The sequence below is a fragment of the Marinobacter persicus genome, assembly GCF_900114155.1.
Lineage (GTDB): Bacteria > Pseudomonadota > Gammaproteobacteria > Pseudomonadales > Oleiphilaceae > Marinobacter > Marinobacter persicus.
The window spans coordinates 171,525-184,745 of sequence record NZ_FOSC01000001.1; the positions used below are offsets into that span (position 1 = coordinate 171,525).

The 13,221-nt window shown below is 47.9% G+C and carries 13 protein-coding genes; all 13 read right to left on the reverse strand.

Annotation, left to right across the window (positions count from 1 at the left end; translation table 11 throughout):
- Positions 1-5: 5 nt before the first annotated feature.
- A complete protein-coding gene (locus BMZ63_RS00840; protein WP_091700421.1) occupies positions 6-944 on the reverse strand; it encodes a glycosyltransferase family 2 protein in 939 nt (312 codons plus the stop codon).
- A complete protein-coding gene (gene fcl, locus BMZ63_RS00845) occupies positions 937-1,902 on the reverse strand; it encodes a GDP-L-fucose synthase (RefSeq protein WP_091700423.1) in 966 nt (321 codons plus the stop codon). Before fcl ends, BMZ63_RS00840 begins: the two co-directional genes overlap by 8 nt.
- 6 nt (positions 1,903-1,908) lie before the next feature.
- Entirely contained in the window at positions 1,909-3,027 is a 1,119-nt protein-coding gene (gmd, locus tag BMZ63_RS00850) for a GDP-mannose 4,6-dehydratase (protein WP_091700425.1), read from the reverse strand.
- Positions 3,024-3,989, reverse strand: a complete 966-nt coding sequence (locus BMZ63_RS00855; protein WP_091700427.1) for a glycosyltransferase family 2 protein — start codon at positions 3,987-3,989, stop codon at positions 3,024-3,026. Before BMZ63_RS00855 ends, gmd begins: the two co-directional genes overlap by 4 nt.
- 118 nt (positions 3,990-4,107) lie before the next feature.
- Complete coding sequence (locus tag BMZ63_RS00860) at positions 4,108-5,124, reverse strand: GDP-mannose 4,6-dehydratase (RefSeq protein WP_091700429.1); 1,017 nt, start codon at positions 5,122-5,124, stop codon at positions 4,108-4,110.
- Positions 5,121-5,996, reverse strand: a complete 876-nt coding sequence (locus BMZ63_RS00865; protein WP_091700430.1) for an NAD-dependent epimerase/dehydratase family protein — start codon at positions 5,994-5,996, stop codon at positions 5,121-5,123. The genes BMZ63_RS00860 and BMZ63_RS00865 overlap by 4 nt, the downstream gene beginning before the upstream one ends.
- On the reverse strand, positions 5,996-7,309 hold the full coding sequence (rfbH, locus tag BMZ63_RS00870; protein ID WP_091700432.1) for a lipopolysaccharide biosynthesis protein RfbH: 1,314 nt from the start codon (positions 7,307-7,309) through the stop codon (positions 5,996-5,998). The genes BMZ63_RS00865 and rfbH overlap by 1 nt, the downstream gene beginning before the upstream one ends.
- Positions 7,310-7,347: 38 nt before the next feature.
- Positions 7,348-8,415, reverse strand: coding sequence for a CDP-glucose 4,6-dehydratase (gene rfbG, locus BMZ63_RS00875; RefSeq protein WP_091700434.1), 1,068 nt, complete (start codon positions 8,413-8,415; stop codon positions 7,348-7,350).
- A 5-nt stretch (positions 8,416-8,420) separates the two neighbouring features.
- On the reverse strand, positions 8,421-9,194 hold the full coding sequence (gene rfbF / locus BMZ63_RS00880; RefSeq protein ID WP_091700436.1) for a glucose-1-phosphate cytidylyltransferase: 774 nt from the start codon (positions 9,192-9,194) through the stop codon (positions 8,421-8,423).
- A gap of 18 nt (positions 9,195-9,212) precedes the next feature.
- Complete coding sequence (locus tag BMZ63_RS00885) at positions 9,213-10,202, reverse strand: 2Fe-2S iron-sulfur cluster-binding protein (protein ID WP_091700438.1); 990 nt, start codon at positions 10,200-10,202, stop codon at positions 9,213-9,215.
- Between the two features lie 3 nt (positions 10,203-10,205).
- Positions 10,206-11,111, reverse strand: coding sequence for a glycosyltransferase (locus BMZ63_RS00890; RefSeq protein ID WP_091700440.1), 906 nt, complete (start codon positions 11,109-11,111; stop codon positions 10,206-10,208).
- Positions 11,112-11,127: 16 nt separating this feature from the next.
- Positions 11,128-11,850, reverse strand: a complete 723-nt coding sequence (locus BMZ63_RS00895; RefSeq protein ID WP_218141206.1) for an FkbM family methyltransferase — start codon at positions 11,848-11,850, stop codon at positions 11,128-11,130.
- Positions 11,834-13,162 (reverse strand): flippase, encoded by a 1,329-nt coding sequence (locus tag BMZ63_RS00900; protein ID WP_218141207.1) that lies wholly within the window; start codon positions 13,160-13,162, stop codon positions 11,834-11,836. Before BMZ63_RS00900 ends, BMZ63_RS00895 begins: the two co-directional genes overlap by 17 nt.
- Positions 13,163-13,221: the final 59 nt, after the last annotated feature.

Consider the following 13,221-nt stretch of genomic DNA (forward strand, 5'->3'; position numbering starts at 1 on the left):
GGGCATCAAGAGCCGTCCTTGGAATCTCGATCCGTTTTCGCAAGAAGCCGATATGCAATAATCCTATATGATAGTGCCCTGAATATCCCCACCACGCCAAAGTTTGAATACACTGAAAGATACTTGTCTTTTCGCTTCTGGCTGGAAACATCCGATGAAATCCCGCCCCCCTGAAACACGGAAACCGGAGACCGGTGATAGAAAAATTTGCATTCGTTCCTATAGAATCTGGCAACCAGATCGTAGTCCGAGTATATCCGATAACGCTCGTCATATCGGAGCATGTCCAAGGTCTCAATGTTTTTCCGAAAGAACATGGACTGATGGCAGGCGTGGATAACTCCCGATCTCAAAATCTCTAAAGGAAAGGACTTTACAACCTCATTGTTCTGGAATTTATCTCCATAAATAAATTCGTAATCATTCAGGTCATCAAACGGTATTTCTGAAAGGCTATTCTTTGTGAAAAATCTATCGCCAGAATTCATGAAGTTAAGCCACTCGCCAGACGCGAGAGCAATACCTTTATTCATTGCGCTGTAAATACCGCTATCTGGTTCGCTTACCCAATAATCAATAGCGTGTTCATATCGCTTGATAATATCCTGTGTAGAATCTTTAGAGCCGCCATCGATAACAATATACTCAACGTTGTCGTAGCTCTGTTCGATAACACTGAGAATGGTCTGTTCAATAAACTCCGCACCATTGTAAACCACCGTGATCACAGTGATCAGAGGCTTTTCGTTCTGACTGACTTTATAGAAGCCCTGCAAACGCAGACCGCCCTCAGCGACCTTTTGTTCGGAATCAGGGGTTTTCAATAATGCAGACAGGGCGCCAGATTCCGGTCCGAAACAGGAAGGCCGATCAGTAGTCAGGCGACGGGTGGTGGAGTACCCCGAGCTTGTCATAGCTGTGTCTTCAAGCAAGTGATCAGCCACGTAGTTCTTCCTGATGCTTCAGAAACCAATCATAGGTCTGCCGCAGACCATCTTCCAGAGATATGCTCGCCTCCCAGCCAAGTGCTTTTAACCGTGAAACGTCCATCAATTTACGCGGCGCGCCGTCTGGTTTGCTGGAGTCAAACACCAGATCACCCTCGAAGCCAGTCACAGCTTTCATGGTCTGAGCCAACTCACGGATAGTGCAATCCAGACCCGTCCCCACATTGATGTGCGACAACGTCGGTTGGGTGTTAGCCTCGTATGTTTCAGTCTCCAGGTTCATTACATACACACTCGCCGCAGCCATGTCATCGACATGCAGAAACTCTCGCATGGGTTTTCCGCTGCCCCAGACTACCGTGCTGTCTGACCCTGTGGTTCTGGCCTCATGAAAACGCCGCATCATAGCGGGAATTACATGGCTATTTTCTAGATGAAAATTATCATTCTGGCCGTAAAGGTTCGTCGGCATTACGCTGCGGTAGTCCCGGCCGTATTGCCGGTTGTAACTCTCACAAAGCTTGATACCGGCGATCTTTGCAATCGCGTAGGGTTCATTAGTGGGCTCAAGCGTGCCGGTAAGCAAAGCCTCTTCTTTCATGGGCTGCTCTGCCATCTTCGGGTAAATGCACGAAGAGCCCAGGAAAAGCAGCTTCTGCACGCCAGCAAGGTGGGCAGCATGGATGATATTGCACTCCATCATCAGGTTTTCGTAGATGAACTCCGCCGGATAGGTGTTGTTAGCATGTATGCCCCCGACTTTCGCTGCGGCGAGATAAACTTGGTCAAGGTTTTGATCCTGGAAGAACTGTTGCACTGTGGCCTGATCCAGCAGATTCAACTCCGACCTGCTACGGGTGACCAACTCTACATTCGGATTTTTCTGCAGCTGCCTTACAAGTGCAGAGCCCACCATACCATTGTGCCCTGCTACAAAAATACGTTGCCTCGCCATAACTGATTAATTCTCCAACGAAACTGGAATTTCGTAACCGTGCCGTTTAAGCAGCGCATGGCGCTTGGCGGTCTTAAGGTCGTCTGCCACCATTTCCGCACACATTTCCTGCGTGGTAATTTCCGGCGTCCAACCCAGCCTCTCTTTGGCTTTTGAGGGGTCGCCCAGCAGGGTTTCGACTTCCGCCGGGCGGAAATAGCGCGGATCAACGCGTACAACCACATCGCCAACGTTCAGCGCGGGGGCATCGTCACCTTCTATCGAATCAATCACTGCGACTTCATCAACACCCTGACCTTCAAACCGAAGCGTGACACCCAGCTCTCTGGCAGACCACTTAATAAATTCACGAACCGAATACTGCTTACCGGTCGCTATTACAAAATCCTCCGGCTCGTCCTGCTGCAGCATCATCCACTGCATACGCACGTAATCCTTTGCATGCCCCCAATCGCGTAGCGCATCCATGTTGCCCATGTACAGGCAGTCTTCCAGGCCCTGGGCGATATTGGACAGGCCACGGGTAATCTTGCGGGTAACAAAGGTTTCACCACGACGCGGCGACTCATGGTTAAACAGCACACCATTACAGGCGTACATGCCATAGGCCTCGCGGTAGTTCACCGTAATCCAGTAGGCATACAGTTTGGCCACGGCGTAGGGGGAACGCGGGTAAAACGGTGTCGTTTCCTTCTGGGGCGTTTCCTGTACCAGACCATACAGCTCTGATGTAGAGGCCTGATAGAATTTCGTCTTCTTCTCCAGACCCAGCAGGCGGATAGCCTCTAGCAGGCGGAGTGTGCCCATGGCATCCACATCCGCTGTGTATTCCGGAGCTTCGAACGAAACAGCAACGTGGGATTGCGCGCCTAGGTTATAAACCTCGTCTGGCTGAACTTCCTGCAGAATCCGCGTCAGATTAGACGAATCAGTCAGATCCCCGTAATGGAGAACAAAATTCTGGTTTTCGACATGGGGATCCTGATAAATATGATCCACTCGCTGGGTGTTAAAAAGGGACGCCCGGCGCTTGATGCCGTGTACTTCGTAACCTTTCTCAAGTAGAAACTCAGCAAGGTACGAACCATCCTGGCCAGTGATTCCGGTGATAAGGGCTTTTTTCATTTTTTCGTCCCAAATATGCGGTACATTTTCCTGTAAGCTCGAGCTGGCATTCTGCGCAATTGGTTCAAGAAGATCAAAGATACTAACAAGTAATTGACATTAACTTCTCTAAAGAAAAAGTCATCTACCTTCTCAATACCGAAGCGGCTGTGCCTAGGATAGGCTTTTAGCAAAATCCAGGTTTTAGCAACAACTCTGTCGACGATATCTTCTTGATAACGCTCTGCAAAATATGCACGAACCAACATGTAATGGAGCGGCAACTTTCCATCTCCGGAAGAAATACTTATCGAGCCTGGGTGCGACCTAAAAAAAGACAAAGGCTCCGCCACAAATCCAAATTTTTTATAATCCTTTGCTGTTAATAAAAACAGGAGAAGATCATTTCCGATTGCATGCATGGCGAAATCACTATTGACTTTCGTTTCAACATCCACTAGAAGGTTATTTATTACATCTTCCAAACGGAAAATCGCACAACCAGGGGAAACTGGTACGTTATCGGCTAGTAATGCCTTGGTTAGGTACTCAGATGAAGACCTATGCCCGGTTCTTCCAATAAAATAGTGAGGCGAACCTCTATCCGGATCGCTCATGAATATTTTTACGCCACTGTAAACAAAGGCGGTTTCTTCATCCATTAAAGGTATGCATTTTTCGATGAAGTCATGGGAGATTAGATCATCAGACCACAAAATCTTTGCGTAAAATCCCTTAGCCTCCTCAACACACCTTCTCCAGTTCCTGACCGGACCGACATTGCTTTCATTTCTAAACGCACGAATTCGGGTATCATTCTTTGATAATTTTTCAATAACGTCCCATGTGCCATCCGTGCTTGCATTATCCACAACTACAACTTCTATATTCTTATAGGATTGACTTAGCGCCGAACAAATGGTCTCAGCTATAATTTCTTCCCGATTAAAAACGGGAATTAAAATCGAAACTAACTTATTCATTAAAAATGTTGGCCTCGAAGAATAATGGCTTAAAATTTAAAAATACAAGGATGCATTTATGAAAAATAGAAACCAGACAAAGATCACCTAATACCAAATAATCTCAACATATTAGCTACTAGCTTTCTATCCATTCTATCATTTTCTTTATACCCAATGTTTTACTAACTTCAGGCTTCCATCCAATTAGCCGATAAGCCTTATCAATATCAGCCACAAATACTTTCTGATCGCTCTCTCTTGGAGGCAACTGATCGTAGTCCATCGACACTTTGAGCTCTTTCTCCAAGAACTCAAACAGCTCTAGCAATGACGAAGAATTCTTAATTCCACCACCAATATTGAATGCTTGACCCTTAATACTCTCAATATTATCAGCAGCCTTAAGATAAAGTGATACACAGTCGCTAGCATAGAGGAGGTCACGAACTTGCTTTCCGTTTCCGGAAATTGCAAATCGCTCTTTCACCGAACCGTTTTTTATCTCAATGGCTTTCTGAGTAAACCATCCCAACCAACCCTGATCGAAAGTTGCAAACTGTCGGCCTCCATACATTGATGAATGACGAAATACAGCCGTTTTCAAACCATAAATTCGCGCAAAATCTAGCATATATTGATCTACACTTCCCTTCGACGTACCGTAAGGCGAATGAAAATCGAGATTCACACCTTCATCAAACCCGTTAGGTTTTTCTATACATTCATATCGTGTTTCATTCTCACGATAACTGAATTGCTCTAGATCTCCGTATACTTTATTTGTTGATGAGTAAATAATCGCGCTTTCAGGAGAATAAAGCCGAACGGCATTCAAAAGGTTAAAACTTCCGCAAACGTTTACCTCAAAATCCATGCGAGGATTGGCTATAGAGGTTGTCATTGCAACCTGCCCAGCCAAATGATAAATCACTTGCGGCCGGTGGTTAATGATAGATCGCTCTACATCGTTTGTACTACGGATATCGCCATGAATGAATTCAAATTCACCTTGTTTTTTTAACCACTCAAGGTTCTGGTAGCTTCCAAATCGATATAAATTATCAAATATTATAACTTCATGACCTTGCTTCAATAACTCGCTAGATATATTAGAGCCTAAAAAACCACAGCCACCTGTAACCAAAAACCTCATAAAACCGCTCCTATCAACCTCTCCAACCCTTGTTCCTGAGACACTTTCGCTTCCCAGCCTAAACGTTTCAATGCTGTATTATCTACTTCTACAGACATCAACTCGCCCTCTCTCATTGGTATATCACCAAAGCCAAGCTGAGTTTTAATATCAGGTCTTTTACTTTTATATATGTCGTACAAAGTGGCCACAAAACTTCGCACACTGCTTAATTCACCAGTGCCAACATCGAACTCGCTATATGATAGTAGCTGTTCAGATTTCTTCAGTGCTGTCAAATAGGCCGAAACCACATCATCAATGTATATGAAGTCCCTTAATTGCCTTCCATCTGTTAAGGGAATTCGATCACCGCCTTTTTCTAACTGACTCACTAACCATGGCACGAACTTTTTCTGATCGTCCCCAGGGCCATACATATGTTCCAGCCGAAAATTTACCACCTTAATATATTCGCTTTTCCTCTTGAGCCATTCGGAAAAATGCTTCTTCGACAATGAATAGGCATTCAAATATTTGGGGAGTAAAGTGTCAGTATTAAAAAAGGTATGTGTATTGGAGGAGATGGCGGCGTCAACTACCTTCAAACCGAATAGTAGATTGCTTTCGATAACCTCATAATCCGTCTGTCCATGACGCCCATAACTACAGGCTGTATGAATAACAAAATCGACTTTTTTGGATTTAAAGGCATGGTCTATCGCCACCAGATCAACGTCAAACACGCTAACCTGGTCCAGTAGGTGTTTTATTCTCCAGGTATCCGAAGTAGAACGCTTTAGAATCGTCACTCGGTAGCCCTGCGCAAGCAGAGCTTCCAGTAAATGACTACCTAAAAATCCGGTCGCACCAGTGAGGAGTACGTGCTTCATCAGAAATTCAGCCCAAAAAACTCTTCGAGCTTTTCACCAACAAAATCGAAGTGCTCCTGGCCCAATGACGGCTGAACACCCAGCCAGAATGTCTGATTCATCGTCCGGTCAGTATTTGTCAGCTCACCGACTACGCGATATTCCACATTCTGAAAATAAGGCTGACGGGTCAGATTGCCGGCGAATAACAGGCGGGTGCCAATCTTGTGTTGATCCAGAAACTTCAGCAGGTCAACGCGCTGCACCCCGGCACTTTCTTTCAACGTTACCGGGAAGCCAAACCACGAAGGATCGCTGTTGGGCGTTGGTTCAACAATCTCCAGATAATCCCCAAGACTCGCAAGCCGGGCCTTCAGGAGGTCGAAATTGCGCCTGCGGGTGGCGATGAAGTCAGGCGCCCGTTCCAACTGGGCCAGCCCGCATGCCGCCTGCATATCGGTAATTTTCAGGTTATAGCCCAGGTGCGCGTACACATACTTGTGATCATATCCAAACGGCAAGGTACCAAACTGCTGACCGAAACGGTTACCACAGGTATTGTCGCAACCCGGCGCACAGTAGCAGTCGCGGCCCCAGTCCCGAAAAGATTCGGCAATCATTTTAAGTGTCGGATTATTGGTAAAAACAGCGCCGCCCTCACCCATGGTTATATGGTGCGCGGGATAAAAACTCAGTGTGGCAATATCACCCCAAGTACCCACCATCTGGCCATCGTAGGTTGCACCGAGCGCATCGCAGCAGTCCTCTACCAGCCAGAGGTTGTATTTCTCACAGAGGGCTTTGACTTTTGCCAGATTAAACGGGTTGCCCAGGGTGTGCGCCAGCATGATGGCTTTGGTTTTCGGGGTAATTGCGTCCTCGATAAGGTCAGCATTGATGTTATGGGTTCTACCATCGACATCCACGAAAACCGGCACCGCGCCAAACTGGACAATAGGGTTTACCGTTGTCGGGAAGCCAGCCGCCACACCGATGACCTCATCGCCTTTTTTAATCGCACGTTCGCCCAGCTTGGGCGACGTCAAGGTGCTGAAAGCAACCAGATTGGCAGACGAACCGGAATTAACCGTGAGCAGGTGCTTTACTCCAATGAATCCAGCCAGTTTCTGCTCAAATTCTACGTTGAACCGGCCAGTGGTAAGCCAACCATCCAGAGAAGCCTCAACCATCAGCTGCAACTCTCGTGCGCCGATGACCTTACCGGATGGCGGAATTACTGAATCGCCCGGAGCAAAGGGCTTCGGGGCCAGTGCTTCACTGGCGTACTTCTCAACCAGTGTACCTATCTCTTCGCGAATGCTTTCTAGTGTCATGAGTTGCCTGCAATAAAATCTTTACGTGAATATAGAATTCAGTGAGCCTGATACCGGGCGATCTGATCCAGAGTCATCTGGTGGACGTCGCCCTGCCCTAGCCAGCATTGGTGCCACTCTACAATGCTGCCCAGAGTCCGGGCCAACGACCAGCGAGGTTGCCACTTCAGGCAGGATGTCGCCTTCGATATGTCCAGCTTCAATAATTGAGCTTCGTGGGGCTGCGGGTTGTTATCCAGTTGCCAACTGGCACCATCCCCCCAATGTGTGACCATGTGATCCAGAATCCATTCCACTGGTTGAACGTCTTCATCCCGCGGGCCAAAGTTCCAGCCTTCAGCGTAGGTCTCACCTTCGCTATACAACTTTTCAGCGAGCATCAGATATCCGCTGAGCGGTTCCAGAACGTGTTGCCAGGGGCGGGTTGCCAAGGGGTTACGGATCACAACCGGCTGTTTCTGCTCAAAGGCCCTGAGGATATCCGGAATCAGGCGATCTTCCGCCCAATCACCGCCACCGATTACATTACCAGCGCGAGCTGAAGCCATCGCTGCCGAGTCCGGTGAGTTAAAAAAGGAACTTCGATACGCCGCCGTCACCAGTTCCGAGCAACCTTTGCTGTTGCTGTAGGGGTCGTGTCCGCCCATTGGTTCGTGTTCACGGTAGCCCCAGACCCACTCACGATTCTCATAGCACTTATCTGTAGTAACATTAACAATGGCTTTCAGGTCTGGGCATTGGCGTGCCGCCTCCAGTACATGTACCGTTCCCATTACATTGGTGCTGTAGGTTTCCACCGGCTTCCGATAAGACAGTCGCACCAGAGGCTGGGCCGCCATATGGATCAGAATGTCCGGGCTGAAAGCTTTCATGCTAGCACTAACAGCCGCCAGATCACGGATATCGCCGGTTTCAGATTGCATACCATCTGCCACCCTGGCTTCCAGAAACAACGCGGGCGTGGTTGGTGGCTCAAGTGCGAAACCTTTTACTTCTGCCCCCATACTTTGAAGCCACAGTGACAACCAGCTGCCTTTAAACCCGGTGTGGCCGGTTAGAAATACCTTTTTGCCTTTCCAGAAGGCTGGATTTACCGCTGAAACCATGCTGTTTAATCCCAGATTTTCCAGGGAGCATTGCCACTTTCCCAGAGTTCTTCAAGATGGTTTTTGTCCCGCAGGGTATCCATTGGCTGCCAGAAACCCTGGTGTTCATAGGCCATCAGCTCACCGTCTTCTGCGAGGTTAATCAAAGGTGACTGTTCCCAGATGGTGCTGTCGTCAGCCAGATAATCCAGAACCTTTGGTGTCAGCACGAAGAACCCGCCATTAATCATGGCGCCATCCCCTTTGGGCTTTTCTTTAAAGTTCATCACCTGCCGATTCTGAATATCCAGGGCTCCGAATCGCCCCGGCGGATAGGTGGCTGTCAGCGTGGCCGCTTTGCCATGATCCTTGTGGAAACGAAGAGTATCCGCAATATCAATATCACCGACACCGTCGCCATAGGTGAAACAGAAAGCTTCTTCATCCTGAACATATTTCGCAACACGGCGCAGGCGCCCGCCGGTCATTGAGTCCTCGCCTGTATCCACCAGAGTTACGTTCCAAGGCTCGGCCCGCTTGTTGTGTACTTCCATATTATTGTCACGCATATTGAATGTGACATCCGACATATGCAGGAAGTAGTTGGCAAAATACTCCTTGATGACGTAGCCCTTGTAACCGCAGCAGATCACGAAATCATTGATGCCGTGTGCAGAGTAGATTTTCATGATGTGCCAGAGAATTGGCTTGCCACCAATTTCCACCATCGGCTTGGGGCGCGTGCTGGTTTCTTCACTCAGACGCGTACCCAGACCGCCTGCCAAGATAACTGCCTTCATCCTTCCTCCAGAATTGAATTAGTTCGAGCTTACAAATGCATCAGAATAGAACCGCGAGGCCGGAAGACCCGCTTCGCCAAGCATTTCCCGTGCTGAATGGATCATTACCTCTGAACCACAGGCGTAAACGATCGCTTTCTCGACGTCGAATTCCGCTTCAAGCAGTGCGTCCTGCACGTACCCGGAAGCGCCCGACCACTCATGGCATGCTTGTGACAAAACGGCCGTGAAGTCAACGTTGATATTGGCGAAGTCCGGTTTCCAGAAAAATTCTTCAGGGCGGCGATTGCCCCATAAGACAAGCATCCTCCGGCCATCGACTTCTTCAGGGTTTGCATCCAGGTGCTCAAGCAACGCTTTTACCGGTGCGATACCTGTACCCGTGGCAAGGAACACAACCGTATCAGGCGGATCCTCCCGGAAGAAAAATGTGCCGAGCGGCCCTTCCAGCCTTAGCAGGTCATTTGTCTGGGCCTCGTTGAACCAGTAATGGCTCATCTCCCCGGCTTCAACCTTTTTTATATATAAAGCAATGCAGCCATCCTGCCTCGGTGAATTGGAAATCGAGTAGCTTCTTCTGATGCCGCCTTTACCAATCACATCAACGTATTGCCCCGGAAGAAACCTGACCGCCTGCCCCGGGGGAAACCGGAGCACTACCTCTATAACCTGTTCAGTCAGCTTCGTGAGCGAGCTGATCCGGCAAGGGACCGTCCTGGCCGGGTAGTCAACCAGTACGCCAAGATCCTCCGCATCCAGGGCAACATCGGAAACAGCCGTTCTGCAGCAGGTTAAAACAGCCCCACTCACGACATCTTCAGCTGTTATGGACTCCTCAGCTTTGATTGCCTTCGTTTCGCCTTCAAGAACCTTCGCTTTACAAACCCCGCACCGGCCAGTCCTACAGCTGTACTCGAGAAAAATACCCTGCTGAAGTGCGGCATCCAGGATTGTCTGCTCGCCACTGACACTGAATGTCTTACCATTGGCTAATTTTACTGAGGCCATATTTTAACGTTTCAATGATCTTTTGAGTTTGCCGGCCAGCCTACGGGCAAAACCAGGACGTGACTTCCACAGGAAATCCTTGATTCGGCTAACCACTTCAGGGTCTTCGCAAATATCCGACGGTAGTTCATGAACCGCTTTTTCTGAGACCTCTACCCGAAGCGTGCTGTTACTTCCACAGTGCTCACCAGACCCGTCAAACCCGATATTCTGAACCAGGGACTGGGTCGGGCCCAGGCATAGCCCACCGACCTTGAATATCGAAGCGTACCAATAAATTGCCCAGGTATTGATGCTGCCAGATTTATTCAACTCAACCTGTGACCAGAAATTATGATTGTCATCCAGATTGAACCGATACCTGTCCTGGCTGGAAAACTCAGAGAACAACTTATCTGCATCTTTTTCAAAGTGCGCCCACCGATCACTCCAGGTTGCCCAGCCCCAGCAGTTCATAACCCGCCAGAGGAAAGCATCGGCCAGGCCCGCAGTATCGATAGGGTAATTCCAACCGCTAATATGCCAGACTCTTTTTTCATCTTTATAGAAATCAAGCGCATCGTTCATAAACCGTAAAAACACCGGGCTGGTCACCATATCGTCTTCCATAACGATAACCATTCCGTAACGCCCAACAACATCCGTAACGCCATCAATGATGTTTGCAGCCAGGCCCCAGTTCTGCTCCCGCTCAACAACCGTTATGCTTTTAAAGCCAGTCAATGTGCTTATGTAATCCCGCACTTCCTGAACCTGACCGGTAGCCTTAGAGTTTTTCGCTCCATCAGCATAAATAATCAGGTCGCTATCGCTGGCAAGTGCATTTTTTTTCAAGGATTCCAGAGTCTGACGTGTATGCCAGGGGCGGTTGTAAACAAAAACCACGATTGGGGCTACTTCAGATTGCACAGATTCACCTCTAGAATTAAGACTTCGCACCTTCCAGCCTCTTGAAAAATACAGTATTCATCGATTTTGCGAAAATTGAATACTCATACTGCATCAGATAGTTTGAGACTTCAGAGTCTCTCAAGCCATCCAGAGAAGTTCCCAGTATTTCGACAAGAATAACACCCGGTGTGTATTTCTGAAGATCCAGAGACTTAAGAACCGCAAGATCCAGCCCCTCTACGTCCACACTCAAAAAGTCTATCTGCTTTCCGTGAGGCAGATGCTCATCAAGTATTTTATCAAGCCTCATGGTCTCTAACTCAACGACGGACTCAATCTCATATCCACCCTTACCATTTCGCTCTTCTGAAATAGCCGGGTCAAAGCCGTTCAAGGCAGGTTCGTTGAACATATAGTATTTGAGTTTTTCAGGCTGCTCTGAAACAGGGACTTCAAGGTTGACATCCCGGGGCCTAACCCTGGAGAAATCCTGCATACTTCCCGGCCTTGCATCTATATTGATGCCATTCCACCCTTTTCTATAGAAATAGTAGGTGTTAGAAAATCTTTTCGGGTGATGCGCGCCTACGTCAACGTAGAAACCAACGCTTTTTCTATCAAATATTCTTTTTAGAATCATATCCTCACCTTCCTGAGAATATGACTTTTCCCAATATCTCGGGAAATATTTATTCCTTATCCTCGAAAAAACACCGAAAAGGAATTCAGGCATATACTTTTTAATCGTTCTTTTCAACCAGTGCCCCTCCAAATATGCTTTTATTCAATCGATAGAAATTCGGCCTTGTTTCTACCCAGAAAAGATCAAAAAGGTACGCGGCAAATGCGTATGAAATAATTGTTGATAAAGCTGCGCCGAGTAATCCATAGCTCTCAATGAGATAATAATTGAGAATGATATTCATAACGGCGCCCAGAAGCTGGTTGATAAACCTGTACTTTTGTAAGTTTTCAGACAAGTACCACTTCCCGCTCGCAGCTCCCGCGAAGACGAAAATACAGGCCCATATATGTATCTCCAGAACCTGAGAAGCTTCTTTATAATCCGGCCCATACAGAAACTCGACCAACTGGCCGCCGAGAACGGAAAAGGTTACACCGAAAAGAATCGCTAGCCAGATCAGGAAAAAGTACAACCTCGACAACCGCTTTTCGTACAAAGCTTTCGACTGCGCTTTGGCATTCAGAATTGCCGGAAATAACGAGGCAGAAATCATCACTGGAACGAAATAAACCGCTTCGCTCAGGCGAACCGCGGCAGAGTAGATACCAACTTCATGCGCCCCGAGCATTTCCTTTACCATGATCTGATCGATGCGCATATAAATCATCACCACCAGTGATGACAGGATCAAGGGCCACGAATCTTTCAGTAACGCTTTTGCAATATTCCAGTCAAAGTTCCTGAAAAAGCCAGTATCTGTTTTCAACCGGAAAGCAACGAAATAGCTTAGAGCCAACCCGAGAACATCAGAGGCAGCCACCACCACAAACCAGAGAAGGTCTGCCTCCGTGAGCACCAGATACACCTTGATGAGGGACGACAGAGTAAGCTGGAAAACCTTACAGATGGAGATGAGTTTACCCAGCACCTGCGACTGGAAGTAGAACTCCACTACCTCAAAACCCTGAAAAACCAAACCTGCTGCAATAATGAAAATATACAGATTGGTGGAGGCATCGTTAGAGGTAAATGGCATAACCAATGCCATTATAGCCATCACCAGAAACGCGCCAGCCACTTTCAGCCAGAAGGCAGTACCCAACCAAGTGTCTCGCAACTCGGGCTGGTTGACCAGCTCACGTATCAGAATCCCGTCCAGCCCCAGCTTGGCAATACCACCGAAGATTGCGGTGAAAGCCAGCACATAGCTAAACACGCCAAATTGTTCCGGCCCAAGATAACGGGCGACCCAGACACCAACCAACAGGCCGGCGAAGATACGCAGTATTTTCTCAGCCATCATCCATGAGGTATTTGCCGCGTAACGCCGAAAGCCTTTGTGGCGTTTCAGTGCCCGAATCTTTCCGTGTAGAGCAGTTAACACCGGCCAGTTTCCAACAGTGACCTGAGTTCTTTTACTTGCTTACCTGCTCCGTATAGATC

Excerpts from the sequence above, each read along its gene's own strand:
- fcl (WP_091700423.1), bottom strand. The coding sequence starts at position 1,902 with ATGGCGAGGCAACGTATTTTTGTAGCAGGGCACAATGGTATGGTGGGC.
- rfbG (WP_091700434.1), bottom strand. The coding sequence starts at position 8,415 with ATGGTTTCAGCGGTAAATCCAGCCTTCTGGAAAGGCAAAAAGGTATTT.
- BMZ63_RS00855 (WP_091700427.1), bottom strand. The coding sequence starts at position 3,989 with ATGAATAAGTTAGTTTCGATTTTAATTCCCGTTTTTAATCGGGAAGAA.
- rfbF (WP_091700436.1), bottom strand. The coding sequence starts at position 9,194 with ATGAAGGCAGTTATCTTGGCAGGCGGTCTGGGTACGCGTCTGAGTGAA.
- rfbH (WP_091700432.1), bottom strand. The coding sequence starts at position 7,309 with ATGACACTAGAAAGCATTCGCGAAGAGATAGGTACACTGGTTGAGAAG.
- gmd (WP_091700425.1), bottom strand. The coding sequence starts at position 3,027 with ATGAAAAAAGCCCTTATCACCGGAATCACTGGCCAGGATGGTTCGTAC.
- BMZ63_RS00865 (WP_091700430.1), bottom strand. The coding sequence starts at position 5,996 with ATGAAGCACGTACTCCTCACTGGTGCGACCGGATTTTTAGGTAGTCAT.
- BMZ63_RS00885 (WP_091700438.1), bottom strand. The coding sequence starts at position 10,202 with ATGGCCTCAGTAAAATTAGCCAATGGTAAGACATTCAGTGTCAGTGGC.
- BMZ63_RS00860 (WP_091700429.1), bottom strand. The coding sequence starts at position 5,124 with ATGAGGTTTTTGGTTACAGGTGGCTGTGGTTTTTTAGGCTCTAATATA.